The following is a 25,559-nucleotide window of genomic DNA, read 5'->3' as shown; positions in this document are numbered from 1 at the left end:
TACTTGTGATAGATGATTTTTATTATTTGAAGCTTTTTTTTATTTCTGGCTTACATCGCCTGCGGAATTCTTTTGGATGTTCAGGTTTTTAGGCGCTTTTTCATATTCTATAGAGCTTCCGCTCGAAGCATGGGCCTTTAATGACAAGATTGGGTTGACTACGGAATTGCTTCCGCTGGAACTTTGCGAAGTAATATCGTTAGCCATTAATTTCCCAGCGTCGATGGTACTTCCGCTGGAAGAGGCCGTTGAAACCTCAAGCGCTTTTCCTCCTACGGTCAAATTACTTCCGCTGGTGGCTTCCAAAATAACCTTGTCAACTTCGAGGCTGGCTTCCAGATCGCTTCCGCTGCTTGATTTTAAGTAGATATTTTCTCCTTTAAGGGTATTGGTAGTCACCAGGTTGGATCCGCTTGTGGTTTCCAGTCCGGAAATTTTCGGCATTTGTACCTTGATCTTTTTAGAAGCTACGTTACGGTAGTTATTGTACTTTGAGGTAATTTTAAGCGTACCGTTTTCAACTGTTGTGATGATCCCGTCCTGAAGGTTATCGTCTGCTTCTACGATTACTTCGGTTTTGTCTCCCTGGGTCACTTCGCACTCCAGGCCTTTGCTGACTTCTATTTTGGTGAAATCCTGTACCGTCCGTTCTTTTGAAACTACTTTCCCGCTTCCTTTGATGCTTGTGCCAATATCATTGCATGAATTGAATAACAAGGCGATGCATGCTGCCACTATCAGTCTTACTAATTGTGTCGTAAATTTTATCATAATCATTGGTTTGTGTGTTTGTTTATTTATTTGTTTTTTTTTATTTTGATTGAATAATATCTCCGGTATTTACGGTCCCTTTTTTTACCACTTGTTTAACCGAGCCTAAAATTACATAAAAATCCGAAAAGTAAGAAGGAATTCCTTCCGCTTCATGCGTAATATTGTTCCGGACCTCGAAATGCAAGTGTGGGAAAAATGAGCTTCCCGATGTGCCTATCAAACCAATAACCTGTCCTTTTTTGACTTTATCCCCAATTGTAAAGCCGGACGAACTTTGTTTTTTTAAATGCCCATACATACTGTACACTTCTTTGCCATGTTTAATGACAACATAATTCCCGTATAAGGCCAGCGGATGGTCTTTCAGTGAAGGGACATCGAATGTTTTGTTGTCTTCCTGGTTGGTGACAACCTCGATGATTTCCCCATCGGCGACAGCCAGGACTTCGGAGGCAAAACCGAACCATTCCTCATTTTTTTCTCCTTTGCCCGAAAATTGCCTGTTTTCCGGATCCAATATCGCAAAATCGTACGCATAGCGCATGAAATTCCCGGTAAAACCCAAGTCATGGATAAACGGGAATTCATAATTGAAACGCCGGTGGTGCGAATTGAAATCGTGCCCGTCATACACCAAAACCTTCTTTTTAAGAGGCAATATGAAATCCTGCGCCTGATGGTATTCCTGAGGGACAACCGTTTTCTTTATTTCAATCTTATCATTAAAAGTAAACGTATATTCCAATTTGCTGATCAGGTTGTTTATTTCAGGAAACGGATTGAAAACCAGGACTTTTGAAACACCATTCCATTGATTGTCTGGAATGGTGCCAATGCTCGGTGCCGTACCGTTGTTGTCTAAGAACTTTTGTTGTATCAGGACATTGTCTTTGTCTAAAAGGCGCACTTCCAAACGTGTTAATTTTAAAGTGTCGGCCGAATGGTTTTCAATACTGAAATCGAAATTCAAACTGTATTGGTTCCCGATTTTCTCTTTTATCGGCTGCCCCGGCCTGTTCTCAATGGTAATGCTGTTTTGGGCAGCAAGGCCGAAATGGAACAGGGCGGCAATCCCGAAAGCAATGCTTTTTGGTAAGGTTATGGTTTTCATGCGGGACTATTTTGTCTTTATGATAATACCGTCCTTGTTTATTTTAAGCTCTTTGATGTCTTTCGTATCCGAAATTACCGTATCGTTTTCGATTTTGACACCTTCTTCATTGATGATGACTTTTGTAGTGTTTTCAGTATCGGAATCATCATAATCGTTTTCGTCTGCAGGGCAATTCAGGCATTCTATTTTTTCGTTACCAACCCTGTAGGAATAATTTGAACTGTCTCTCAAACGGAAGAAATCACTGTCTGAAGAATCATAACGTTCTACCGAAGCATCCGGTTTCAATAACGTTCCTTTTGGCAAATACAGGTAAAGGGAAACTTCCTGGCCGCGGTATTTGCTGTTGACATCCGTAAGGAAATAATTGTCAAGGATGATCTGGTTTCCTTCGATCTTGAATCCGTAATTGATTTTCTCGGCTCTTTTTTTGGCTTCCGTAAAAGATTTACCATTGGCTTCTTTTTCAATTTGAAGGTATGCCACGTTTTCATCGGTAGGCATCACTTCAATCCTTACATTATTAGAGTAGATCAGGTTGTGGTTGGATTCGTCCTGCACAAACTTGAAGTCTTCGGTGTGGTAGATGTCTTTAGTGTAATAATCATTGTACCTGAATTTCACAAAAAGAGTGTCATTTGGCTTTAAATCAATGATTTTCTTTTCAACTACTTTGTTTTCAAAAGCGATTTCAGTAGCCTGGCGAACTCCTAAAAGGATCAGTATCCCAACTGCGATGATCCACACAGCCAATAGGGTATATTTTGCAACGTTCCCAATCGATCTCATATTGGCCACCAATATCTTCAGTCCTAAAATCAGGAAAAAGAAAACCGGGATCCCTATAGCAAAAAAGAACAATAAACTGATGAACCACATGGAGGTATTTGTGTAATTGAATGTATTGAAATAATCCAGCCAAGGCACATTCATAAAGGACGTGGAACCTAAGGTAAACAAACTCACAAGCAGTGAAATGATACCTATTGAGGCAAATAAAACCATAATGGCACCAATGAATTTTGCAAATACATTAAACAAGGTTATGAAAATGTCTCCTAATGTACTGCCAATTCTTTCGGCCCCGTTCCTTGCCTGGTTGCCTAATTTGCCATAATCGGCATTTTTGAATTTTTCGGATACATTTTCAAATTCTTCCTTTACTTTTTTCTCGATATTTGAAATATTGATAGGTTCTCCGCTCATTTCCAGTTTTTCAGATGTGGTAATCGCTTCAGGAGTAACAGCCCACAAAACAATATAAGCGATTATCCCGGTACCGAATCCGGCAAAAACCAATAAAACCAATGCAATCCTGATCCAAACCTTGTCCACGCCAAAATAATGGCCCAAACCGGCTGCAACACCGCCTAAAATACCGCCTTCTTTGTCACGGTATAGTTTTTTGGAACGGTTTGTCGCATAGGCATAATTCTCGCCTGAAGGCTCGTTGTCTTCAATTTTATAATCTTCCGGCTGACCCATAACCGCAATTACATCGTCCACGTCTTTTATGCCAAGAACCTGTTTGTCATTGGTTAGTTTTTCAGAAAAAAGCTCTGAAATTCGACTTTCGATGTCGTTCATGATTTCCTCACGTCCTTCATTGGAAAGGGATCGCTTTATAGCATCAAAATAGCGATTTAATTTCTGATAGGCATCTTCATCAATGTGAAAGAAAAAACCTCCTAAATTCATATTTACTGTTTTGTTCATGGCTATTTGTTTTGTATGGTTATTATGTTTACCGCATCTGACAATTCTGTCCAGGTGCTATTTAATTCTGTTAAAAAAAATTGTCCTTCATCGGTTAATCCGTAATATTTCCTTGGTGGCCCCGATGTTGATTCTTCCCAACGATAGCTTAGCAAACCATCGTTTTTTAGTCTTGTAAGTAAAGGGTATACTGTTCCTTCCACTACGAGTAGCTTTGCGTTTTTCAGTGTGTCCAGGATTTCAGAAGTATAGGCATCTTTTTCTTTTAAGACCGATAAGATGCAAAATTCCAAAACGCCTTTTCTCATCTGAGCTTTTGTGTTCTCAATGTTCATAGAATTTCTTTTTTTGTGATTAAACTATTCATTTTTGATTGATGATTGTGATTGATGATTGAAACTATTTTAAAAAATTGATGGCTAAAGGATATCTGTATCTTTCTCCGTTATTGCTTTTTACGGCAGCATAAATGACCAGGAAAAACTCAACCACCTTTAAGATACATAAGATGAATAATGAGGTCAGGCCGATAACAAGTATGCCTGTGATGTTCCCGGCAGAAAGTTGTTCGATGGCAAAGTCACCGTTTTCAAATTGATCAAAAGTGACATTGTTAAAGATGCTGTACAATAAAGTTGGGATGGCAATGAATGCCAAAACGATAGTATACAAAAGGAGGCTCAGCTGAAAATTCAAAGTCTGCTTCCCATTATGGTCTACAAATTCAGATTTGTCTTTTTTGAATGACCAGATTAGCATTGGGAACAGGTAATTCCCAAATGGAAAGAAAAACTGTGTCAGCGTGCTTAAATGAATTAGAGTTGCCGTGTTTTTTTCTTGAGTTGTTGTCATGATTTTGTTTTTTTTGCCTGTGTGCAACAAGCTGGTTGATTATCGGTTTTAATAATACTATAGATAAGCTATTAATTTCTTATACAAAGATAAGTCTAAAAAAAGGTATTATGCAAAACAAAGTACTACAAATTAACATTTATTTAACATATATAAATAGTAGGCGTGCATAGTATTTTTTTGTAGTTTAGCAGAAAATCAAGCACTATGGAGTTTTCGCCGTCAAAATTAAATACCTTTTTGTTTTTCAAATTACCGTCTGCTTTTTGGAGCGGTGTACGGGTAAAGCAAATTTCCGATCAACAATGTGTGGTAACGGTAAAACACCGTTGGTTCAACCAAAACCCATTCAATTCTATGTATTTTGCCGTACAGGCAATGGCTGCGGAACTTACTACCGGCGCATTGGTCATGCTGCACATCAGGAAAAGCGGCAAAAAAATCTCCATGCTTGTAGCCAATAACAAAGGGAACTTCTCCAAAAAGGCCACCGGAAGGATTACCTTTACCTGCAAAGACGGCCATTTAATAGAAGAGGCTATTCAAAAAACCATTGCGACAGGAGAAGGCCAGACTTTTTGGATGAAATCCATTGGGATTGATGCAAAAGGCGACCAGGTTTCCGAAATGGATTTCGAATGGAGCATCAGGGCCAAATAGAGTAGAACACCACTTGCCTAAAAAGTTAAACTCAAGACAATTAGGACTTTTTTAAGGTTTTTCTTCCGTAATTTTGGGTAAAGCAAATGAGTATGAAAGTCTTAATTACAGGAGCGACAGGACTAGTGGGTAAAGCACTCACCGAACTACTGTTGCAAAACGGGATTAAGATCAATTACCTGACTACTTCAAAAAATAAAATCCAGTACCAACCTAATTACCAGGGCTTTTTCTGGGATCCTGCTTCAGGGATTATTGATGAAAGCTGTTTGTTGGGCGTCAGTGCAATCATCAACCTTGCCGGTTCATCCATTGGAAAACGCTGGACTTCCCAAAATAAACAGGAAATTGTAGAAAGCCGGATCCTGTCGGCGAATTTGCTCTTTACGACTTTAAGGAACAATCCCCATCAGGTAAAACAGGTTATTTCAGCTTCAGCCATCGGGATCTACCCTGACAGCCGGAAAAATTATTATACGGAAGACTTTACAGATTTCAACGATTCGTTCCTTTCCAATGTAGTAGTAAAATGGGAAGATGCGGCACATCAATTCGAAAGGTTGCAAATTAAGGTATGCAAACTGCGTATTGGTTTGGTGTTATCCGATAAGGACGGGGCGCTTCCAAAAATTATCAAGCCTATTAAATTAGGGATTGGTGCTCCTTTTGGCGATGGAAACCAAATGCAATCCTGGATACATATCCATGACCTGGCCAATATGTTCCTGTTTGCGCTGCAACACAAGCTCAGCGGTACTTATAACGCCGTAGCGCCCAATCCGGTACCCAATAAAGAACTTTCTGCTATGATCGCGGATATTTTGGACAAGCCTTTTTTCCTGCCCGGGATTCCTAAAATAATAATGCGGCTGCTTTTAGGGGAAATGCATACCCTTCTTTATGAAAGCCAGAATGTAAGCTCCCAGAAGATTTCCAGTATGGGGTTTCATTTTCAGTACAAATCGATTCACAAAGCACTCCAGCAACTGCTGTTAAAATAAAAAGCGCCCAAGGCGCTTTTAAGGTATTGTGAATTAATAATCGTATATAATAAATAATAAGTAACCGGAGATTGTATTCCAAATTTACATAAAATCCGGCAACTTCCTCTTAAAATTATATTAAATTTATTAATGACAATTTGGCATTTATATCATATTTGGCAGTACTTTTGCATACCCAAAGTAATGTTTCAAAATATATTTAAAAATAAATCAAAAATGACTACGGAGAATACTGAAATAGATAAAGAATTGGATGAAGCTACATTAGAGCAAAACGCTAATGGTGAACAGCTGATTGTAGAAGAATTAAGTATCGAGGAGCAAATGGCCAAAGACCTGGCGCATGAAAAAGATAAATTTTTACGTCTTTTTGCTGAGTTTGAGAATTATAAAAAACGTACTTCAAAAGAACGTTCGGAACTTTTCAGGACTGCCAATCAGGAAGTATTACAAGCCATGTTGCCAGTTATGGATGATTTTGACAGGGCTTTGGCAGAAATTTCAAAATCGGAAGATGAAAACCTGGTTAAAGGTGTCGAACTGATCCATAATAAACTCAAGGACACCTTGTTTTCAAAAGGATTGGAAGTTATCGAAATCAAATCCGGAGATGCTTTTGATGCTGATTTTGCGGAAGCGATCACACAAATCCCGGCTGGTGATAAATTAAAAGGGAAAGTGGTTGATGTAATTGAAAAAGGATACAAATTAGGGGATAAAATCATTCGTTTCCCTAAAGTTGTGATTGGTAATTAAACATAAATTTTGACCTTGAGCGAAAGCAAAGGGATATAAAAATGAAAAAAGATTTTTACGAAATATTAGGCATTGCTAAAAATGCTTCGGAAGCTGAAATTAAAAAGGCATACCGGAAAAAAGCCATTGAATTCCATCCTGACAAGAACCCGGGTGACAAAGCGGCTGAAGAAAAGTTCAAGGAAGCTGCAGAAGCTTATGAAATATTGAGCGATCCGCAAAAGAAAGCCAAATACGACCAATACGGGCACCAGGCTTTCGACGGAGCAGGAGGTTTCGGCGGAGGCCACATGAATATGGATGATATTTTCAGCCAGTTCGGTGATATTTTCGGAGGAGCTTTTGGTGGCGGAGGTTTCGGCGGATTCGGCGGCGGAGGCGGACAACGCAGGGCCAAAGGAAGCAATCTGCGCATCAAAGTGAAACTGACCCTGGAAGAAGTTGCCAATGGTGTGGAGAAAAAAGTGAAGGTTAAACGCAAAATCCAGGCACCCGGAGTGACCTACAAAACCTGTTCTTCCTGTAACGGGCAAGGGCAAATCATGCGTGTTACCAATACCATTTTAGGACGTATGCAAACAGCAACAACCTGTCCTACTTGTGGTGGTTCGGGGCAAGCGATCGATAAAAAACCAAATAATGCCGATGCACAAGGTATGATCCTGGAAGATGAAACCGTATCGATCAAAATCCCTGCAGGGGTAGTCGACGGCATGCAGCTGAAAGTTTCCGGTAAAGGGAACGATGCTCCCGGAAACGGGATTCCTGGTGATTTGATCGTTGCCATTGAAGAAGTAGAGCACGAATTCCTTAAACGTGAGGGCGAAAACCTTCATTACGACCTGTATATTAGTTTTGCGGAAGCAGTTTTAGGTGTTTCCAAAGATATCGAAGCGGTAAACGGCAAAGTAAGAATCAAATTGGAAGAAGGTATCCAGTCCGGAAAAATCCTTCGTCTGAAAGGCAAAGGAATCCCAAGTTTAAACAATTACGGAAGCGGTGACTTACTGGTTCATGTTAATGTTTGGACTCCGAAAAACCTAAACAAGGAACAAAAGAAATTCTTCGAAAGCAACCTGGTGGACGAGAATTTTATCCCAAAACCTGAAAAATCGGAAAAATCATTCTTTGAAAAAGTCAAAGACATGTTCTCATAATTTTTTTGGATAGATATTGTATCTATTTATTTTCCCATCCTTTGAAAAAAGGGTGGGTTTTTTGTAACGCTTTGTGTATTATGAGACTAATTGTCAGTCTAAGATGTACCATGTTATGAATTATACAATAAAAGAACGTAGCTGGAAAAAAATAATCTTAACCCAAGGGGAAAAGGAGTTGGGAAGCCTGGATTATATAGGGTGGAGTTCGGCCAAATGTGAAATAAACCTCCATAACGGCGAAAAATTCAGCATAGATCCTAAAAGTTTTTGGAAATCTTCCTTTGAACTGAAACAGAATGGGAAAACCTTGTTGGAATATGCCATGAATTTCGGAGGGACTTTTGCCTTCAAATCATCGGTTAACGATCCTGATGTTGCTTTTACAATGAAAAGCAAAGGGTTCTGGGGCAAGAGTTATGTAATCCTCGACAAAAAAGGAGATCAAATGGCACAAATCATGCTCGGTTACAGCTGGAAAACATTCAAAAGCCAATACGACATCCAAACAGTTCCTGCCTTCGATGCATTGCCCTTGCGGGATGTTTTAGTGCTAAGTATGGTGCACGGCATCCGTTATTTTACAGCTATGGCGGCCGCTGCGGTATGATTGGCCCGTAAAATTATAGTTTCAACTTTAAAAAGCATGCCGTTTTCGTAACAAAAGACTGCAATTTTGTACTAATTCTGTACATTTACAAAAATCTAATTTCTACAATGAGTAATATTCTTGAAGTTAAAAATGTAGTAAAACAATACGGTGATTATACCGCTTTAAACAGTGTTTCATTACAAGTTCCCAAAGGTAGCATTTACGGGCTTTTAGGCCCAAACGGAGCCGGGAAGACCTCCTTGATCCGGATTATCAACCAAATAACCATGCCAGATAGCGGCGAGATTATCCTGGACGGTGAAAAACTGGCCCCAAACCATGTGCAGTACATCGGTTATATGCCTGAGGAAAGAGGGTTGTACAAAACCATGAAAGTTGGCGAACAGGCATTATACCTGGCCCAATTGAAAGGAATGTCGCATGCGCAGGCTAAAAAGCAATTGAAATATTGGTTTGAAAAGTTTGAGATAGAAGGCTGGTGGGACAAGAAAATCCAGGAACTTTCTAAAGGAATGGCGCAAAAGATCCAATTTATCGTGACCATCCTGCACGAACCGAAATTACTGATCCTCGACGAACCGTTTTCTGGTTTTGACCCGGTAAACGCGAACCTGATTAAAGATGAAATCATCGAACTGAATAAAAAAGGGACGTCCATTATTTTTTCGACACACCGTATGGAAAGCGTGGAGGAAATGTGTGATTACATCGCTTTGATCCATAAATCGAACAAACTCATTGAAGGGAAATTGGAAGATGTGAAACGAAACCACCGCACGCATAAATTCCAAGTAGGTATCCTGACCAATAACGTAGAAGGGCTGATGTATGATTTAACACAGAAATTTACGGTAGCATCCACCGATTTCAAATCCCTGAACGATGATTTGAAACTTGAAATCGATTTGGGGACTTCTACATCCAATGAGTTGCTACATGTCCTGACCAAAAACGGACAGGTGACCCATTTCTCAGAGAATATTCCAAGTGTAAACGATATTTTCATCCAGACCGTAAGCAATATATAGATTTTAAGATATCTAACTGTCCAAAAACGGGCAATTCGGTAATCTAACCATCAAACAGAAAAAAATGAGCCTATTATCCTTAATTATAAAAAGAGAGTTTATTGCCAAAGTACGCAATAAGTCTTTCATTGTCATGACTTTTTTAAGCCCGTTGCTAATTGTGGGAATGTCTTTCTTTATTGGCTACCTGGCTAATATGAACAAAGGCGAAGTCACTAAAATTGCGATTCACGATGCAGTGGGAACCTTAAAACCGGATTTCAAGAACACCAAAGAAATAGTATACGTTGATTTGTCGGCCATGCCTTTGAAATTGGCCAAGGAAACCTCAAGCAAAAACTACGAAGGATTGATCTACATCCCAAAAGTGGCAGACCAGAAGGAACTGATTAATAAAGTCGAATACATTTCAGACGAGAGCCCAAGCATGGAATTCATCATGGAAATGGAGGACGTGATTGACAATCAGTTAACTAAAAATAACCTGAATGCTTTAGGTTTTGATTCCGATAAAATCGAAAAAGCGAAAACAAAAGCCAGTATCCATTTATTGAAATTTTCCGGCGAGGATACTATTAAAGGAATCAATGAAATGAAAATCGCTATCGGCGGCGCTTTCGGTTACCTAATTATGATGTTCATCATCATTTATGGGAATTTTGTAATGCGTAGCGTAATCGAGGAAAAAACATCCAGGATTATCGAAATCATCATTTCTTCGGTAAAACCGTATCAGCTGATGATGGGTAAAATCATCGGAAATTCATTGGCCGGAATCCTGCAATTTACCATTTGGGCAATCGTAGGTGGCGTGCTGATTTTTACGGCAACATCCTTTTTCGGAATGCAGGCAGGAGCTCAGGGAAGCGTCGATCCGGCTGTTATGCATGCGGCGCAGGGAGAATTGGGCGCTACTTTTCAGAGTTATATCAAGGAATTTTTCAACCTTCCTTTAGCAACGTTGGTCATCTCTTTTGTCATTTATTTCATAGGAGGCTATTTCCTATATAGTTCACTGTATGCGGCTATTGGGGCTGCCGTTGATTCGGAAACCGATTCACAACAATTCCTGTTGCCTATCATCATGCCTTTGATGCTGGGGGTTTATGTGGGTATTTTTACCGTAGTCAATGATCCGCACGGAACAGTTGCAACGGTATTTTCGATGATCCCGCTGACTTCGCCAATCGTTATGCTGATGCGGATCCCGTTCGGAGTGCCGTGGTGGCAGCTGGCCCTTTCCATCGGATTGTTGTTCGGGACTTTTTTAGGCGTGGTATGGTTTGCTTCCAAAATATACAGGGTAGGAATCCTGATGTACGGCAAAAAACCAACCTGGAAAGAGTTGTACAAATGGCTTAAATATTAAAGTAAAGTAATAAAGAAGCGGAGTTACAGGGGTGAAAGTTTGAAAACCTTTGTAACTTTGCTTTTTTTTAGAAGAATAAGAAAATGAGTAAAATCCTTATCATAGAAGACGAAGCTTCCATCAGGAGAGTTTTGGTAAAAATCCTTTCCGAAGAAAACGATACCTATAAAGTGGAAGAAGCCGAAGACGGTATCAAAGGCCTCGAGAAGATAAAATCAGAAGATTACGATCTTGTTTTATGCGATATTAAAATGCCTAAAATGGATGGTGAGGAAGTGTTGGAAGCCGTAAAAAAAATAAAACCGGAAATCCCGATGGTTATGATCTCCGGCCATGGAGATTTGGAAACCGCTGTAAATACGATGCGTTTAGGTGCTTTTGACTATATTTCGAAACCACCGGATCTAAACCGTTTACTGAACACGGTCCGTAATGCCCTCGACCGGAAAAAACTCGTAGTGGAAAACAAGATACTGAAAAAGAAAGTGTCCAAAAATTACGAGATGGTAGGGGAAAGCGAGCCGATCAACCATATCAAGGAAATGATCGAAAAAGTGGCGCCTACGGAAGCCAGGGTCCTAATTACAGGGCCAAACGGAACCGGAAAAGAATTGGTAGCCCACCAGCTGCACGAAAAAAGCGAACGGTGCAATGCACCTTTAATCGAGGTAAACTGTGCGGCGATACCGTCGGAATTAATCGAAAGCGAATTATTCGGGCATATCAAAGGAGCGTTTACTTCTGCGGTGAAAGACCGTGCGGGTAAATTTGAAGCTGCTGACGGCGGTACTATTTTCCTGGATGAAATAGGAGACATGAGTCTTTCGGCGCAAGCCAAAGTATTACGGGCCCTGCAGGAAAACCTAATCCAGAGGGTAGGTGCCGATAAGGATATCAAAGTCAACGTCCGTGTGGTTGCGGCAACGAATAAGGATTTGAAAAAAGAGATCGCAGAAGGCCGTTTCCGGGAAGATTTGTACCATCGCCTGGCCGTAATCCTGATCAAAGTCCCGGCCTTGAACGACAGGCGTAATGATATCCCGATACTGGTTAATCATTTTGCCGAAAAAATTGCCTCAGAACAAGGGAGCACGGTCAAGAAATTTTCGGCTCCGGCCATCAAACTGCTCCAGGAATACGACTGGACGGGAAATATCCGCGAATTAAGGAATGTTGTCGAACGTCTGATCATCCTTGGCAATAATGAAATATCGGAAAATGACGTAAAATTGTTTGCGAGTAAATAAAAAATTGGAACGCTAAAATGAATTTAAAAAAAATAAACCCCGGCCTTCAACAAGCACTTATTGAAAATGGGATAACCCAAGCCAATGAAGTGCAATCCGATTGTTTCGGAACGATTAAAAGCGGTGCCGATGCTGTGGTCATCATGCCAAAAGGGGAAGGGAAGTCAACAACAATAGTGTATTCGGTAATCCAAAAACTGGAAAAAGCCGTTGGGGAATCCACCCGTGCGCTGATTATTGTAAAAGATAAGGAAGCCGTTTTGGAAATGGTCGATATGTTCAAAAAATATGGGAATTATAGCGATTTGCGTGTTTTTGGCTCGCATGACAAAGGAGATATCGATTATGATAAGAACCAGATTTCGCTAGGGATTGATGTACTGGTTGGCACGCCCAATAGAATCAATGCTATGTTTTCATCGGCAGGATTTAATATGAATACTGTCAAGATGTTTGTCATTGATGACGCTGATGAATTGTTCAGGTTGCGCATGGATGCCGTAGTCCTGCGACTCTCCAATAGTGTTGAAAAAACGCAGCGGCTTTTTTTCTCAGAGGAATTAACCGAAAGAGTTGAAATCATGGCCGATAAGATCATGCTCGAGCCCTTTTTGTTCGGTGTGGAAGATTACGAAGAAGAGGAATAATAGTTAAAAATACAGAAAAATGGGACTAATGAAAGTGTTCTCCGGAAGTGAGATACTGGCACAGGCATTACAGGCAAAACTAGAAGAAGCCGGAGTTGGTACGGTAGCAAAAAACAATATTCAATCAGGAAGGCTGCCAGGTTTTGGAACCGCAGGCCAGGCCATGGAAATCTTTATACAGGAAACCGATTTTGCCAAAGCGAATCCAGTAATAGAGGAATTTCGGATGAATATTTAAATACATTGTTTTCAATAAGCAAAAAGGCCAGGAACATTTATCCGGGCCTTTTTTATTTTTTGCAAGTTTTGAAATTAGAATATTTTGTATGCCAAAATAATGCCAATCGAGCTGTATTTTGCAGACCATTGCTGGTAGCCCAGGATTTCTCTAGCCGTATTGACCCTAAATTCAATACTATACCTATTTTGGAAACTATAACCGGCACCGAAGGCAAAATTATTTCTTGAAGTACCTTCAAATATTGTTTTGCCATGATCAAAATCGAATGTTGCATTCCCTCCAAAAGCACTAAAGACAAATGCCCCGTTTATAAATATTTTTGAAGTTTTATTTAAGAAAATATGGTGCCTGATTCCAATAGGAAGTTCTACAGATGAATATTCGACATTAAGAGTATGCGGAAGGATCACTCCAAAACCATTGTCTCGGGTGTAATTTTTTTCAGCTTCATATTTCTGATAGGCAGGATTAATGAAAACACTCCATGTGTTCTTGTTAAATGGAAGTGTATATTCTAATTCTGCACCGATTTTAAAAATCGTTTCCCCTTTTACCTCGTTGCTGGCATTATAATAAGTATTAGGGTCGGTCAATTTTAATGATGCCTGGTCGATTCCTGCCGTTATTTTTACCGCTAACAGATCTTTATCGCTCTTGCTTTCAAAACTTACCATTGTAGCAGAACCGGTACTGGAATTGTATTTTTTGAAGATTTTCACCAAAGAGGATTTTGTATAGCTCACATTTTTAATGTCTTCTTCCGAAATGGCTTCAGATTTTAATCCATTAAATAACTGTTGCCTGAACTGATTGTTCTCTTTGAGACTGTCATCAGCATAATTTTGGCCGGGAACAGGAGTAAGGTTGATGTATTTTATCCTTATCAATTGCTCAGTAGGGACATTTTTTGTTTCAAAGAAATACTTGTATAAATTTCCTTCAGAATAGGAATACAAAGTCGCGTCGCCTTCAATTAAAACTTTTAGGAATAAAGTTTCCTCTTTCCATTTAGGGGAGCTGCTTTTCGAAATGTCGCTGATATCGTTGCTGGATCTTTCGATGTTGATTTTAAACCGTTTGTACTTACTGCTGTTGTCAATCCCGAATTCTTCGACATTGGTAATAAAAGCTTTCGAAGCGGCTTCTTTCAAATCTGTTTTGTATTCAAATTCAGTTGGGTTGTCTTTCCAGTCAATGTTTCTGATGTAACATTCTGTTTTGCTGCCATTTGAGATAAAATAGCCTTTTTCGAAGGTTATCTGGGCTTGAGCATAAGAATAGATAAGCAAAAAGATTGCCAATACTTGTTTTTTCATCTGTAGGTTATTTTTTTTGTGCGCGCAAAAGTAATCAATTTAATCCTTACCCATTTCTTATAAAGGTAAATAGTTGGTAAATGCTAAATTACCTTATCTTTGCGCCTTTAAAAATGGTACAATCAAATAACCGAATATGATTACAGTAAATGATATCGCCGTAGAATTTGGAGGAACGACACTTTTTAGCGAAGTGACTTTTGCGATCAATGAAAATGACAAGATTGCCCTTATGGGTAAAAACGGAGCAGGAAAATCGACACTTTTAAAGATAGTTGCGGGCGAAAACAAACCTTCCAGAGGAAATATTTCGGCACCAAAGGAAGCTGTAATTGCTTATTTGCCACAGCATTTGCTCACTAAAGATGATTGTACCGTTATGGAAGAAACCTCAAAAGCATTTGCGGAGGTTTTTAATATGAAAGCGGAAATCGATGATTTGAATGAGCAATTGACAATCCGGACCGATTACGAAAGTGATGATTACATGAAACTGATCGAGCGTGTTTCGGAATTAAGCGAAAAATTCTATTCTATAGAAGAAGTAAACTACGAAGCTGAAGTAGAAAAAGTCCTCAAAGGATTGGGTTTCGAAAGAGAAGATTTTACGCGTTCCACTTCGGAATTTTCAGGAGGCTGGAGAATGCGTATCGAATTGGCTAAAATCCTGTTGAAAAAACCGGACCTGATCTTGCTGGATGAGCCTACAAACCACATGGACATTGAGAGTATCCAATGGCTTGAGGACTTCCTGATCAATTCCGCCAAAGCCGTTATGGTAATTTCCCACGATAGGGCATTTGTCGATAATATTACCAATCGTACCATCGAGGTGACCATGGGAAGGATTTACGATTACAAAGCCAAATATTCGGATTACCTGGAATTGCGTAAAGACAGAAGGATCCATCAGCAAAAAGCCTACGATGAGCAGCAGAAATTTATCGCAGACAATCAGGCCTTCATTGATCGTTTCCGGGGTACTTTTTCCAAAACAGAATCGGTACAGTCCCGCGTGAAAATGCTGGAAAAGATTGTTCCAATAGAAGTTGATGAAGTGGATACGTCTTCTTTAAAACTAAAATTCCCGCCATCGCCACGTTCGGGGCAATATCCTGTTGTGGTTGACGGTTTGTCAAAATCCTATGGCGACCATGTCGTATTTAATGATGCCAACCTGGTTATCGAACGAGGGCAGAAAGTAGCTTTCGTAGGGAAAAACGGGGAAGGGAAATCGACCATGATCAAGGCCATCATGAAAGAAATCGATTTTGAAGGAAAACTGGAAGTGGGGCATAATGCTCAAATTGGCTATTTCGCCCAAAACCAGGCGGCCCTTTTGGATGGCGACCTGTCTATTTTTGAAACCATTGATCATATTGCCGTAGGGGACATCCGTACAAAAATCAAGGATATGCTTGGAGCTTTCATGTTTAAGGGCGATGATATCCAAAAGAAAGTAAAAGTGCTTTCAGGAGGTGAAAAAACCCGTCTGGCCATGATCAAATTATTGCTGGAACCGGTAAACGTCCTGATTCTGGATGAACCTACGAATCATTTGGACATGAAAACCAAAGATATTATTAAAGATGCATTGAAGGACTTTGACGGAACCCTGATCCTGGTGTCGCATGACCGTGATTTCCTGGACGGTTTGGCCGAAAAAGTATTCGAATTCGGGCATAAGCGTGTGAAAGAGCATTTTGAGGATATCAAAGGCTTCCTGGCCCACAAAAAAATGGAAAGCCTTAAAGAAATCGAAAAATAAATATAACAATAATAAAAAAGACAGGGATAAGACGGGAGTTTTATCCCTTTTTCTTTTTCACTTTTTGTAGGAATAGTTATTGAAATGTAGTTTTATATCTGATTTATAGTTACTTATAGCGGAATGTAGGCTCGTGTTGTTCTTTATTAAGCCATTTATGGCTAACTTTAAATAGTTGATTAATGATAGTTATGGAGTCTTTTTTTAAATCGAAGGAAGATGTCGTTAAAATTGCCAATTTTTTACCTTATCCATTTATTATTACAGAAATTGAAACATTTGACGCACATTTCCAAAGTCTTTTCTTTAATGAGAACTTGATTCAGGAGTTTGGTTACACCACACAGGATATTCCCGACGTAGACACTTGGTACCAGCTTTTATACCCTGATGAAGCGTACCGTAATGAAATACGCAATGCCTGGAATATAAAACTTCATGAGGCTATTTCAAAAAATGAAAAAGAAGTTAAAATAAAAGCACGTTTAAAACCAAAAGGGAAAGAAGAAAAATGGTATGAGATCAAGACTTTCTTTTTGGATAATTTTTTCATCCTGGCTTTTGTAGATATCAACAATGAAGTTATACTACAGGAGAAACTGACCAAGATCAACCGGAACAATGAGCGGATGTTATCCATTTTGGGGCACGACCTGCGGAACCCGATCGCCAATTTATCAGCAATGTCCTTCATGTTTGAAAACAATGATGTCACTGATGAAGAATTCAAGGCGATGGTAAAATTGATTTACCAGGAATCGAACCTGCTTTTGGGAATGATTGAAACTATTTTAAACTGGACAAGGCTGAATTTCAATACGATAGAAGTTTCTCCTGTGGGCATACAGTACCAAACATTGGTTACAGACATCATCGGCTTTTACAAAAGCATGATCCATCATAAAAATATATCGGTTTCTGTTGATTTACAGGATTTTGTTACCAGGGATTGTGATGCGGAAATCATGACTGTCATCATAAGGAACCTGCTTTCCAACGCTATTAAATTTACACCGCAATATGGTCAAATAAAGTTTTACCATAACGATAATGTATTAACTATCGAAGATTCGGGAGTAGGGATGTCACAAGAGAAAATAATGAGTATAAAAGCCAATAACTGTATTTCAACCAATGGGACGGAAAACGAAAAAGGCATCGGGATGGGATTGCAATTGGTGAAGTGTTTCGGGGAGATGAATAACTGTGAAATAGATTTCGAAAGCAGTCCTGGAATCGGTACCAAGGTCAGCATACGTTTTTAAAACAAAACCCGCCCCGTTGTGAAAAACGGAACGGGTTTTCAATAAACATATTAACCAAAATTTATTACTGCCTGGTTATGAGGCTGTCTTTTGCTCTTTGGCGGGCCAATGCCGCATCGGAATCTTTCTTTAGCTTTCGGAGATCTTTTCGTGGTATGTCTTTTAGGGTGATGATTATCGCTCCGTTGCTGCCTTTTACTCCATAAATTGCTGTTGCTTCTATTCCTTTTATGACATTTACAGATTCGATGGTGTTGGTATCCAATCGCATCATGATGTCTTCAGTGGTTTCAAAGCCGTTTACAATGAAAAGCGATGATTTGCCCGGATTATTGCTTATGGATTGCACACATCTGTATGCGAAATGTTTTTTGTTCCCAATCGAATCTTTTTGCTGCCCGAAAGCCATTGAAGACAGTAAAACGGTCAGGGCCAATACCATGCGTCTTGCACTTTTCATCTTGTGATTTTTTAGTTAATTCCCTTTTTTGATGGAAGGTTTCCCATCTTTTGTAATAATAATGACCACTCCTTTTTCGCCTTTTTTGCCGTATGGGGCGATTTCGTTTTTCTCATGAAGGATCTTGACGGTTTTAATTTCCTGTTGGTCCAAGGGTGCGTAAGGACTTGTCGGGTTTTTGCCAAAAAGCTCTTCTTCAGAATAATACGTCCCATTGATGATATACAAAGGCTCGGCCAGGTAAATGGTTTCTGTTTCCTCTCCATCCATTTCGGCAAGCATTCTTTCTTTTGTTTTCCCGTTAGCAGTTACGGCCTTACCATCAATAACAAGCAACGGCGGGTTTTTTGGGGCAGCATTGTCATCAGTTGTTGAAGATTCGGCAATGTGGTGCACACCAATCGCATCAAAAACCCGGCCTTTTAAAGTGTAGTCAGCAGTATTGAAGAAGCCGTCGCTTTTTGTGCTGATAGTATCCAAAACAGCCTTTTTTTCTTCAGCAACAGAATAGAAATAATTCTTTATCACGATTTCATCAGTCCTTATGGGCTGTTGCAGGACAATAGTCTGCCCGCTGTTTGAAAGTTGTTTTTCCAATAATGTTTCTCTTTCCCTTCTTTCCCTGATGCTGTCTCCAGCTATTTTAACCTCTTCAGCAATAGGTAACGGCGGGGTTTGCTCCGTGTTTTCCCGGACCACTATTTTATTTTCAGGAAGCACTAGTGTACTTTCGGGTTTAAAAAACTGATATCCTATAGAAACCAGGGCCACAACCGAAGCCGCAACGGCTATTTTTTGCCAGGTATTGGATTTCTTTGCCAGCGCTTTTGTTTCCAGTTTTTCCTCCACCCGGTTCCAAACCTTGTCCATCGAAGGAAAACCTTTGGATTCTGCCTTTTCGGCAGCTTTTTTCATTTGATCGAATACGGTATCTTGATTGTCCATTTTACTTCGCTTTTTGGTAATAAAAACCATTGATTAAATCTTTCAATTTGGTTTTGGCTGCATTCAACTGTGATTTTGAAGTCCCTTCGGATATATTGAGCATGCCGGCTATTTCCTTGTGGCCGTACCCTTCAATCACAAAAAGGTTGAAAACAGTCTTGCATCCTTCCGGTATAAAATGAAGCAGCTTGAGCAGGTCCTCTTCCTCTAATTGCGTTTCGGGCAAACTCTCCGGCTGCACTTGTAATTTGGTTTCTTCCAGGTAAAGGTTGAAATTTACATTGCGCTTTAATTGATGCAGGCAATGGTTCACCGTTATCTTTCGGGCCCAAGCCTCAAAAGCACCAAGCTCTTTTAAGGTATCCAGTTTTGTAAAGATGGTATAAAACGCATCGGCCAGCACTTCTTCTATTTCTTCCTCTTTTTTCAGGTAACGCTTGCAGGTCCGGTACAGCTTTGGCGCCATGTATTCATACACTTGGCGTTGTGCATCCCGCTGCATTTTCCGGCAGTTTATTATAAGGCTTTCGTGTATCACTATAAAGGTCTTTATATGGTAAGAGGCAGTTTTGGGTAAAAAGGTTGGGACGAAGGTAAAATATTTTTAATTTTTTTAAAGATAAGCAGTAATTGCCATAAAAACGATGGTAAGCCCCGAAAATCGAAGAAGCCAATAATCATAAAACTATTGGCCTCTTTCTGCTTTCTTCTTTTCTGTCTTATCTTTCCTTAAGCACCATATCGATACACAATACAGCGGCAAAGATCAATTCCCTGATACTGTCATCCTGTGGTACCGTATCTTTGATTTCCAGGATGTAATTGTCGGCGGTGGTAAACAATTCTTTTCCTATTCCGGCCCATTTTTTCGAAACCTGGGCGATTTCCTGGGCATCTTTCATAAATTTAAAGTCCCAGCCGGTCCATTTTCCCTGTAAAGTACACACTTGTTTTCCTTGTTTGTCGAAAATCTCGAATTTTCCGCCCATAGACCAGAATTTTTGCTTGAAAGTCCCGATTAGGTGCTCTTTTTCATCAAATACTTCTACGTCAGACCTGAAAATGGCAACGCCTCTTTTTAAGCCGATGACTTTTTTCCCGTCATTTGCAGTTACCTGTACATTAAAAGGAGTCATGGCTTTGTATTTGGTAAAACGGAACATCTTGGTAAAAAAACCAAGGTCGGTTTCCGTGCTGTTCATAATGATTTCCCCCGATTCCGGATTTAGGATGTCATAGCTGTTCGCCGCTTTGAAGATGCCTAATTTTTCTTTTACCAAAAAAAGATTGTTGTTTAAAACAGTGTTCATTGATTTTTTAATTAAAAGGTTTTAAATTATTGTATTCGTTTATTTCGCTTGTTTAGTCTCTTCCCGGTGCCGGTTTGGGAATTTCCAGTTTGTAAATCCTGGACTCCAGGGCTTCGGTGTCATTGTCTTCGCAAAGTAGGAAAATAATTCCTGTTTCGGATTGTCCAAAAGGAGTCAAACCTTCAAATTTGATGGTATTGGTAATCTGGATAGTAAAATCGACCTCAAAAGAAACCGCATCCATACAACCCACAAGGCTGCCTAACACTTCACCATCTTCATAGGTAGAAACACTATCTTCGGCCGCAGCCAGAAAATAAATCTTTCCCGCTACTAAAACAGCATCGGTAAAAGTCGCTTCCACATGCCCTATTTTAGGCAGGGAAACCGGTACGAAACGAATCGGCATGCCGTCATTGCAACCTTCTTCTTCGTTGTAATGGTCAATCGCCACGATTCCATTTTGAGAATTGGCACCGTTTCCTCTTTGGAACAAATACAAACTATCTTTATAAAACAAAGCACCTTCAATATTGAGGTCATCGTCAGAAATACCGGCCATCGTTTTTACCTTCCGGTACAGGTTTTCCAGGCTCTTTTCCGAAACTTCCTGTGTCCGGGGATCGAAAATAAAGTGCCTGTTCCTGTTTTCTGTGGCGCCCGAACCAAAAATATACAGTTTGTTGTCCTTTAACGTAATCGATTCCAGGTCAGGTTTGCGCTTTTTTTCGATATTTTGTGCAGGACCGCTAACCAATGTATGTTGCAACGTATCCTGGGCACCTAACCGGTATTCGTACAAAAAACCGGAATTGTCACTGATAATGAATAAGGAATCTTGATAATGTACCAAGCCGGAAGCCGAGCCTATACCATTGACATCCAAAAAAGGAGTAAGTTGAAATTTTTCCATAAATTAGCCATTGGCATCCGTTTGCCTGAATTTTCCGATAGTGCAAATAAAAGAAATATAAATCAAAAAATATGGCTGTATTTAATCCCGATGATTTCAAAATCACATCAAACTTTTCCATAAAAGAGTTCCCTACCGAATTGCCGGTTTTGCTAACCGATGAGGAAAAAGAAGCAAAACTAGAAAAAGTGCAAACCAAACTCAGTGAATTACAGGATATTATGTATGCCCACAACCGGTACGGCGTGCTTATCTGCCTTCAGGGGATGGATACTTCGGGCAAAGACAGCCTCATCCGGGAGGGTTTTAAGGAATTCAATCCCAGAGGAGTCGTGGTCCATAGCTTCAAGACCCCTAATTCCACCGAACTCGAACACGATTATTTGTGGCGCCATTATTTGGCCCTGCCCGAAAAAGGGAAGTTTGCGGTTTTCAACCGTACGCACTACGAAAACGTATTGGTAACCCGCGTGCATCCGGAATATATTTTGTTTGAAAACCTTCCCGGGATTGAAAAAACCACAGATATTACGCCCCAATTCTGGGAAAACCGTTTCGAGCAAATCAATAATTTCGAAAAGCACATTACCCAAAACGGGACTATCGTACTTAAATTTTATTTCCACCTGAGCAAGGAAGAACAGCGCAAACGCCTTTTGCGACGGTTGGAAGAAGAAGAACACCATTGGAAATTCTCGCCCGGCGACCTTAAAGAACGGGAACGTTGGGACGATTATATGGCCTATTACGAAGAAGCCATCAATAAAACTTCCAAGGAATATGCACCCTGGTATGCCATTCCCGCCGACGATAAGGAAATGGCCCGCTATATGGTCGCGAAGATCATTTTGGAAGAAATGCAAAAACGCACCGACATCAAGGAACCGGCCCTGGACGAAAAAATCAAAGCAAATTTCGCCGATTACAAAAAGCAACTCGAGCCCTAACATTTGGGCGTGTCTCCCGTTACACCAAAAGCTTGTTCGTTCCTCACGGCAGGTATGGGCTATAACGGGAGCCGGGCTATCCGCTTCAAGTCCTCGGGAATTTTCGCTGCCGCTATAATTCCCTGTGGGCTTTCCGCTGCTATCCCTCACGCATGCCCGCTTTACATCACAAATCCACAATAATAGTAACTAATCCAAACAACAGCCGGTACCTTTTGCCACTATCACGTTCCTCCCTCACTTACTCCTTTTTACTCCCGGCCAAAGTGCGCTTAGAGTGCAGGATGTAGTATGGATGTAGTATGGATGTAGTATGGATGTAGTATGCTTAAGCCATCCTACAATGCATATCAAATGCCTCCCGGGCTCTGATAACCCACAAAAAAAGCCTTGGATCCCAAGGCTTCTTATTGATTAGAGTTTATAGCCATAAGCCAGTCGCAATGATACCTGGCCGGTATCAAACTTGCTGTAATTTTCATACCGCAGGCTGATATCAATATGTTTTGTGGCAATGCCCACGCCCGGCGTCCATAGCGGAGAAACACCCATGCCTTTGCTCACGCCTATGGCCGCGCCCACTTCTCCCAAAACATACACCTGGTCACCCAAAAAAGATTTGAATCCCAGTTTGGCAGGTACAAATCCCGTATCATGTGTTTTGCTGTTAAACAAATGGGTGTATCCGGTCGTTGCCGAAAAAGACGTTTTCATCGTAATGTCATATTGTAGCCTTCCATCGGCACCAAGGCTGAAATTGAAGGCGTTATTGGTAGGGACACCTCCGTTAAAACCATAGCCCAGCCTGAAATCCCCTTTTTCTTTTTGGGAATAAGCAGCGGAAAAAGACAACAGTACGGCAAAAAGGAACAAAATGTTATGTTTCATAGTAAGTAGGTATTGGTTCTATTGTAAAACTGTGTTTTTCCGGTTTTGGTATATGGTTTTGGCATATTTTTTCAGGCAAAGACTAATTTTCTTCCCAAATCAGCTATAAAATATCGTATTTTTGCCGGCAAATCAATAGCATGAAACTTTCTGTCTACACCCGTGAATTCAAAGAAAATATCAAATTAGCCTATCCTATTATCCTTGGGATGCTGGGGCATACACTTGTGGGTATAGTCGATAATGTAATGGTAGGGAAATTAGGCCCGACCGAATTGGCAGCCGTTTCTTTGGCTAATAGCTTTGTTTTTATCGCCATGTCTTTGGGTATTGGTTTTTCAACCGCAATCACACCGTTAATTGCTGAAGCCGATGGTGAGAACAGTTTGGTCAAGGGCCGTAGTGTTTTCCACCACGGATTGGTGTTGTGCACTGCTCTTGGGCTTTCGTTGTTTGGGATCATCTTCCTGGCAAAACCGTTAATTGCCCATATGGGGCAGCCGCAGGAAGTGGTGGACCTGGCTAAGCCGTTCCTGGATTTGGTGGCCTTTTCATTAATCCCATTGATTATTTTCCAAGGATACAAACAATTCGCCGACGGTAAATCGGAAACAAAATATGGCATGTGGGCTAACTTACTCTGTAATGTGGTGCATATCATTTTAAATGTCATCTTCATTTACGGCTTCTGGATTTTTCCTAAAATGGGAATGCTCGGTGCAGCGGTAGGAACTGTAATTTCTAGGTTTGTCATGCTTGTTTTTATGCATTTCGCCTTAAAATCGAAAGCGAAATTCCAACCGTATTTTGATGGTTTCAGCCTTAAAGGCATCGGAAAGGCAATGACAAAAAAGATTATCAGCCTGGGATTGCCATCGGCTTTGCAGATGTTTTTTGAGGTTGCTTTGTTTACCGGAGCTGTGTGGCTTTCCGGAAGTATCGGGACCACCAGCCAGGCCGCCAACCAGATTGCCCTGAGCCTGGCCACGTTCACTTTTATGTTCGTTTCCGGTTTAAGCGTAGCGGGAATGGTCAGGGTAGGGAACCAGAAGGGAATCAATGATTATATAAAACTCAGGATTGTGGCACGTTCCATTTTCTTGCTGGCCATTATGGTACAAGGGTTTTTCGGGTTGATGTTTGTCATTTTCCATAATTACCTGCCGGAATTATTCCTTAATGCAGAAAATACGATAAGGCTCCACGACAATTCGGAAGTGGTTGCCATTGCATCGAAACTGATATTGATAGCGGCGGTATTCCAGATTTCCGACGGGGTCCAGGTAGTGGTTTTAGGAGCCCTGCGCGGATTACAGGATGTGAAAATCCCGATGTACATCACTTTTGTGGCGTATTGGATCATCGGATTCCCCATTTCGATCTATCTGGGATTATATACAGAACTCAAAGCAACGGGGATATGGATCGGATTGTTGTCCGGGCTAACTGTAGCCGCACTATTTTTGTATCTTCGCTTTAACAACCTGACAAAAAAACTTATTCAACATAATTTATAATTAAACGTATGGAATTACCTAAATTTTTACTTGGAGACAATACGGATTTTCCGGACGATATTTTTATCATCCACCTTGATTACCCACGGTTTATCATCAATTTAAAAGACGATGAAGTCGAATTTATGGAAGAAGCGGAAGATCTTGACGAGGCAGAACTGAATACTGAAATGGAAGGGCTTATCGAACAGGCGAATGATTTCTACGACCGTGAGATGGAACGTTACGAGAAAGACTGATCAGGAAAGGCTACTGCTTTGACATAACCGATAAATAATCAAGAAAACATAGAGTTGCAAAGCGATGCGGGTATCGTTTTGCAACTTTTTTTATACGCTTTCGAAAAATTTTCAAAATAAGGCCCAATAAGGGGTAACAAAAAATAATTTAATTGATATATACCAAAACCGGCGAAACCCGAAAAGCCGATCAAAGAGTAGGGGCAATTAAATTACAAACTATGAAAAATTTCCAAAACACCAAAACCAACCGATCGGTATCATTTGCAAAAGTAAAAATGCTACTGGTAACGATTTTCTTAACCGCTTTTATGGCAAGCTGCGACAAAGACAATGTTCAGGATACTAAGACTGACGGGCCTTCTAAAGAGGTTTCCAATACCACAGCCAGCCGGTACAATTATCATGGTACCATCATTGTGCGTGCCTGGGGATCACACAACGTAGATTGCAGCCAGCCTGAAGGATTTTGCCATAACATTGTGTGGGTAGACGTTTCTTTTTTTAGGCCACAGCCTGACGGAACTCCGGTAAAAGTAGAAAATGTGAATGATAATTTTGTCATGAAGATTTACAAAAGCGCTTTAACCGAAGAGCATAAAAGAGCATTGTTAAGAAACGGGTTGTCTTACAGAATCCCTGAAGGCCAGACCATTCCGGAACAATTTGTTGCATCTTTAGGCTTTCATTCCAATGCATTACGTGAAGGAAATTACAGAATTACTGAAGACAGGGAATCCTATACGATTGCCGTACCGGTAAACTAAAACAATAAAAACCCAGCGTTGAAAACAGTTCCGGATGCATTTCCGG

At 40.4% G+C, this 25,559-nt stretch carries 28 protein-coding genes; 16 read left to right on the top strand and 12 right to left on the bottom strand.

The features are described from left to right. Positions 1-39: 39 nt before the first annotated feature. The 5 genes from E4635_RS04550 to E4635_RS04530 form a co-directional block, all read right to left on the bottom strand. Positions 40-771, bottom strand: coding sequence for a head GIN domain-containing protein (locus E4635_RS04550; protein ID WP_135525437.1), 732 nt, complete (start codon positions 769-771; stop codon positions 40-42). Positions 772-811: 40 nt separating this feature from the next. Next, positions 812-1,885 carry a M23 family metallopeptidase gene (locus tag E4635_RS04545; RefSeq protein ID WP_135525436.1) on the bottom strand — a complete coding sequence of 358 codons (1,074 nt, stop codon included), beginning with the start codon at positions 1,883-1,885 and terminating at the stop codon, positions 812-814. A gap of 6 nt (positions 1,886-1,891) precedes the next feature. Then, positions 1,892-3,604 carry a PspC domain-containing protein gene (locus tag E4635_RS04540; RefSeq protein WP_135525435.1) on the bottom strand — a complete coding sequence of 571 codons (1,713 nt, stop codon included), beginning with the start codon at positions 3,602-3,604 and terminating at the stop codon, positions 1,892-1,894. Between the two features lie 2 nt (positions 3,605-3,606). Beyond that, positions 3,607-3,939, bottom strand: a complete 333-nt coding sequence (locus E4635_RS04535; protein WP_135525434.1) for a PadR family transcriptional regulator — start codon at positions 3,937-3,939, stop codon at positions 3,607-3,609. 64 nt (positions 3,940-4,003) lie between these two features. Further along, entirely contained in the window at positions 4,004-4,456 is a 453-nt protein-coding gene (locus tag E4635_RS04530) for a DUF4870 domain-containing protein (protein ID WP_135525433.1), read from the bottom strand. Positions 4,457-4,663: 207 nt separating this feature from the next. On the opposite strand from E4635_RS04530, the gene E4635_RS04525 reads away from it, so the two are divergent. From E4635_RS04525 to E4635_RS04480, 10 genes are all read left to right on the top strand, one after another. Beyond that, positions 4,664-5,116: a DUF4442 domain-containing protein gene (locus tag E4635_RS04525; RefSeq protein WP_135525432.1), complete on the top strand. Its 453-nt coding sequence runs from the start codon at positions 4,664-4,666 to the stop codon at positions 5,114-5,116. 92 nt (positions 5,117-5,208) lie between these two features. Then, entirely contained in the window at positions 5,209-6,117 is a 909-nt protein-coding gene (locus E4635_RS04520) for a TIGR01777 family oxidoreductase (RefSeq protein WP_135525431.1), read from the top strand. A 186-nt stretch (positions 6,118-6,303) separates the two neighbouring features. Continuing rightward, positions 6,304-6,876: a nucleotide exchange factor GrpE gene (locus tag E4635_RS04515; protein WP_135525430.1), complete on the top strand. Its 573-nt coding sequence runs from the start codon at positions 6,304-6,306 to the stop codon at positions 6,874-6,876. A gap of 41 nt (positions 6,877-6,917) precedes the next feature. After that, positions 6,918-8,033, top strand: coding sequence for a molecular chaperone DnaJ (dnaJ, locus tag E4635_RS04510; protein WP_135525429.1), 1,116 nt, complete (start codon positions 6,918-6,920; stop codon positions 8,031-8,033). Positions 8,034-8,148: 115 nt separating this feature from the next. Continuing rightward, positions 8,149-8,643, top strand: a complete 495-nt coding sequence (locus E4635_RS04505) for a hypothetical protein (protein ID WP_135525428.1) — start codon at positions 8,149-8,151, stop codon at positions 8,641-8,643. Between the two features lie 107 nt (positions 8,644-8,750). Next, positions 8,751-9,674: an ABC transporter ATP-binding protein gene (locus E4635_RS04500; protein WP_135525427.1), complete on the top strand. Its 924-nt coding sequence runs from the start codon at positions 8,751-8,753 to the stop codon at positions 9,672-9,674. Positions 9,675-9,738: 64 nt separating this feature from the next. Then, positions 9,739-11,043 carry an ABC transporter permease gene (locus tag E4635_RS04495; RefSeq protein ID WP_135525426.1) on the top strand — a complete coding sequence of 435 codons (1,305 nt, stop codon included), beginning with the start codon at positions 9,739-9,741 and terminating at the stop codon, positions 11,041-11,043. Between the two features lie 83 nt (positions 11,044-11,126). Next, entirely contained in the window at positions 11,127-12,290 is a 1,164-nt protein-coding gene (locus E4635_RS04490) for a sigma-54-dependent transcriptional regulator (RefSeq protein WP_135525425.1), read from the top strand. Between the two features lie 17 nt (positions 12,291-12,307). Beyond that, entirely contained in the window at positions 12,308-12,937 is a 630-nt protein-coding gene (locus E4635_RS04485; protein ID WP_135525424.1) for a DEAD/DEAH box helicase, read from the top strand. A gap of 19 nt (positions 12,938-12,956) precedes the next feature. Beyond that, positions 12,957-13,175 carry a putative signal transducing protein gene (locus E4635_RS04480; RefSeq protein ID WP_135525423.1) on the top strand — a complete coding sequence of 73 codons (219 nt, stop codon included), beginning with the start codon at positions 12,957-12,959 and terminating at the stop codon, positions 13,173-13,175. 74 nt (positions 13,176-13,249) lie between these two features. On the opposite strand, the gene E4635_RS04475 is transcribed toward E4635_RS04480, so the two are convergent. Beyond that, positions 13,250-14,494 carry a tRNA modification GTPase gene (locus tag E4635_RS04475; RefSeq protein ID WP_135525422.1) on the bottom strand — a complete coding sequence of 415 codons (1,245 nt, stop codon included), beginning with the start codon at positions 14,492-14,494 and terminating at the stop codon, positions 13,250-13,252. Between the two features lie 136 nt (positions 14,495-14,630). On the opposite strand from E4635_RS04475, the gene E4635_RS04470 reads away from it, so the two are divergent. Continuing rightward, positions 14,631-16,262 (top strand): ABC-F family ATP-binding cassette domain-containing protein, encoded by a 1,632-nt coding sequence (locus E4635_RS04470; protein ID WP_135525421.1) that lies wholly within the window; start codon positions 14,631-14,633, stop codon positions 16,260-16,262. A 182-nt stretch (positions 16,263-16,444) separates the two neighbouring features. Continuing rightward, positions 16,445-17,527, top strand: coding sequence for a PAS domain-containing sensor histidine kinase (locus E4635_RS04465; protein ID WP_135525420.1), 1,083 nt, complete (start codon positions 16,445-16,447; stop codon positions 17,525-17,527). 64 nt (positions 17,528-17,591) lie between these two features. On the opposite strand, the gene E4635_RS04460 is transcribed toward E4635_RS04465, so the two are convergent. The 5 genes from E4635_RS04460 to E4635_RS04440 form a co-directional block, all read right to left on the bottom strand. Beyond that, complete coding sequence (locus E4635_RS04460) at positions 17,592-17,987, bottom strand: TonB-dependent receptor plug domain-containing protein (protein WP_135525419.1); 396 nt, start codon at positions 17,985-17,987, stop codon at positions 17,592-17,594. A 15-nt stretch (positions 17,988-18,002) separates the two neighbouring features. Then, entirely contained in the window at positions 18,003-18,932 is a 930-nt protein-coding gene (locus E4635_RS04455; RefSeq protein ID WP_135525418.1) for a hypothetical protein, read from the bottom strand. Position 18,933: 1 nt separating this feature from the next. Then, positions 18,934-19,434, bottom strand: a complete 501-nt coding sequence (locus E4635_RS04450; protein ID WP_169630199.1) for an RNA polymerase sigma factor — start codon at positions 19,432-19,434, stop codon at positions 18,934-18,936. Positions 19,435-19,651: 217 nt separating this feature from the next. Continuing rightward, positions 19,652-20,242, bottom strand: a complete 591-nt coding sequence (locus E4635_RS04445) for a phospholipid scramblase-related protein (protein ID WP_135525416.1) — start codon at positions 20,240-20,242, stop codon at positions 19,652-19,654. 52 nt (positions 20,243-20,294) lie between these two features. Beyond that, positions 20,295-21,155, bottom strand: coding sequence for a DUF6929 family protein (locus tag E4635_RS04440; RefSeq protein WP_135525415.1), 861 nt, complete (start codon positions 21,153-21,155; stop codon positions 20,295-20,297). 71 nt (positions 21,156-21,226) lie between these two features. On the opposite strand from E4635_RS04440, the gene E4635_RS04435 reads away from it, so the two are divergent. After that, positions 21,227-22,102: a PPK2 family polyphosphate kinase gene (locus E4635_RS04435; RefSeq protein ID WP_135525414.1), complete on the top strand. Its 876-nt coding sequence runs from the start codon at positions 21,227-21,229 to the stop codon at positions 22,100-22,102. A gap of 414 nt (positions 22,103-22,516) precedes the next feature. On the opposite strand, the gene E4635_RS04430 is transcribed toward E4635_RS04435, so the two are convergent. Continuing rightward, positions 22,517-22,990: a hypothetical protein gene (locus E4635_RS04430; RefSeq protein WP_135525413.1), complete on the bottom strand. Its 474-nt coding sequence runs from the start codon at positions 22,988-22,990 to the stop codon at positions 22,517-22,519. Between the two features lie 140 nt (positions 22,991-23,130). Between E4635_RS04430 and E4635_RS04425 the strand changes: the two genes are divergently transcribed. The 3 genes from E4635_RS04425 (at position 23,131) to E4635_RS04415 (ending at position 25,513) form a co-directional block, all read left to right on the top strand. Continuing rightward, positions 23,131-24,507, top strand: coding sequence for an MATE family efflux transporter (locus E4635_RS04425; RefSeq protein ID WP_135525412.1), 1,377 nt, complete (start codon positions 23,131-23,133; stop codon positions 24,505-24,507). Between the two features lie 8 nt (positions 24,508-24,515). Then, complete coding sequence (locus E4635_RS04420; protein ID WP_135525411.1) at positions 24,516-24,746, top strand: hypothetical protein; 231 nt, start codon at positions 24,516-24,518, stop codon at positions 24,744-24,746. A 221-nt stretch (positions 24,747-24,967) separates the two neighbouring features. Beyond that, a complete protein-coding gene (locus E4635_RS04415) occupies positions 24,968-25,513 on the top strand; it encodes a hypothetical protein (RefSeq protein WP_135525410.1) in 546 nt (181 codons plus the stop codon). Positions 25,514-25,559: the final 46 nt, after the last annotated feature.

Source organism: Flavobacterium humi (genome assembly GCF_004745595.1).
GTDB classification, from domain to species: domain Bacteria; phylum Bacteroidota; class Bacteroidia; order Flavobacteriales; family Flavobacteriaceae; genus Flavobacterium; species Flavobacterium humi.
The sequence above is the reverse complement of the archived record's forward strand: the minus strand, read 5'-3'. Positions and strand labels throughout refer to the sequence as shown.

Bases quoted from the DNA above. Each gene is read 5' to 3' on its own strand.
- E4635_RS04550 (WP_135525437.1), bottom strand. From the start codon at position 771: ATGATAAAATTTACGACACAATTAGTAAGACTGATAGTGGCAGCATGC.
- E4635_RS04545 (WP_135525436.1), bottom strand. From the start codon at position 1,885: ATGAAAACCATAACCTTACCAAAAAGCATTGCTTTCGGGATTGCCGCC.
- E4635_RS04540 (WP_135525435.1), bottom strand. From the start codon at position 3,604: ATGAACAAAACAGTAAATATGAATTTAGGAGGTTTTTTCTTTCACATT.
- E4635_RS04535 (WP_135525434.1), bottom strand. From the start codon at position 3,939: ATGAACATTGAGAACACAAAAGCTCAGATGAGAAAAGGCGTTTTGGAA.
- E4635_RS04530 (WP_135525433.1), bottom strand. From the start codon at position 4,456: ATGACAACAACTCAAGAAAAAAACACGGCAACTCTAATTCATTTAAGC.
- E4635_RS04525 (WP_135525432.1), top strand. From the start codon at position 4,664: ATGGAGTTTTCGCCGTCAAAATTAAATACCTTTTTGTTTTTCAAATTA.
- E4635_RS04520 (WP_135525431.1), top strand. From the start codon at position 5,209: ATGAAAGTCTTAATTACAGGAGCGACAGGACTAGTGGGTAAAGCACTC.
- E4635_RS04515 (WP_135525430.1), top strand. From the start codon at position 6,304: ATGTTTCAAAATATATTTAAAAATAAATCAAAAATGACTACGGAGAAT.
- dnaJ (WP_135525429.1), top strand. From the start codon at position 6,918: ATGAAAAAAGATTTTTACGAAATATTAGGCATTGCTAAAAATGCTTCG.
- E4635_RS04505 (WP_135525428.1), top strand. From the start codon at position 8,149: ATGAATTATACAATAAAAGAACGTAGCTGGAAAAAAATAATCTTAACC.
- E4635_RS04500 (WP_135525427.1), top strand. From the start codon at position 8,751: ATGAGTAATATTCTTGAAGTTAAAAATGTAGTAAAACAATACGGTGAT.
- E4635_RS04495 (WP_135525426.1), top strand. From the start codon at position 9,739: ATGAGCCTATTATCCTTAATTATAAAAAGAGAGTTTATTGCCAAAGTA.
- E4635_RS04490 (WP_135525425.1), top strand. From the start codon at position 11,127: ATGAGTAAAATCCTTATCATAGAAGACGAAGCTTCCATCAGGAGAGTT.
- E4635_RS04485 (WP_135525424.1), top strand. From the start codon at position 12,308: ATGAATTTAAAAAAAATAAACCCCGGCCTTCAACAAGCACTTATTGAA.
- E4635_RS04480 (WP_135525423.1), top strand. From the start codon at position 12,957: ATGGGACTAATGAAAGTGTTCTCCGGAAGTGAGATACTGGCACAGGCA.
- E4635_RS04475 (WP_135525422.1), bottom strand. From the start codon at position 14,494: ATGAAAAAACAAGTATTGGCAATCTTTTTGCTTATCTATTCTTATGCT.
- E4635_RS04470 (WP_135525421.1), top strand. From the start codon at position 14,631: ATGATTACAGTAAATGATATCGCCGTAGAATTTGGAGGAACGACACTT.
- E4635_RS04465 (WP_135525420.1), top strand. From the start codon at position 16,445: ATGATAGTTATGGAGTCTTTTTTTAAATCGAAGGAAGATGTCGTTAAA.
- E4635_RS04460 (WP_135525419.1), bottom strand. From the start codon at position 17,987: ATGAAAAGTGCAAGACGCATGGTATTGGCCCTGACCGTTTTACTGTCT.
- E4635_RS04455 (WP_135525418.1), bottom strand. From the start codon at position 18,932: ATGGACAATCAAGATACCGTATTCGATCAAATGAAAAAAGCTGCCGAA.
- E4635_RS04450 (WP_169630199.1), bottom strand. From the start codon at position 19,434: ATGCAGCGGGATGCACAACGCCAAGTGTATGAATACATGGCGCCAAAG.
- E4635_RS04445 (WP_135525416.1), bottom strand. From the start codon at position 20,242: ATGAACACTGTTTTAAACAACAATCTTTTTTTGGTAAAAGAAAAATTA.
- E4635_RS04440 (WP_135525415.1), bottom strand. From the start codon at position 21,155: ATGGAAAAATTTCAACTTACTCCTTTTTTGGATGTCAATGGTATAGGC.
- E4635_RS04435 (WP_135525414.1), top strand. From the start codon at position 21,227: ATGGCTGTATTTAATCCCGATGATTTCAAAATCACATCAAACTTTTCC.
- E4635_RS04430 (WP_135525413.1), bottom strand. From the start codon at position 22,990: ATGAAACATAACATTTTGTTCCTTTTTGCCGTACTGTTGTCTTTTTCC.
- E4635_RS04425 (WP_135525412.1), top strand. From the start codon at position 23,131: ATGAAACTTTCTGTCTACACCCGTGAATTCAAAGAAAATATCAAATTA.
- E4635_RS04420 (WP_135525411.1), top strand. From the start codon at position 24,516: ATGGAATTACCTAAATTTTTACTTGGAGACAATACGGATTTTCCGGAC.
- E4635_RS04415 (WP_135525410.1), top strand. From the start codon at position 24,968: ATGAAAAATTTCCAAAACACCAAAACCAACCGATCGGTATCATTTGCA.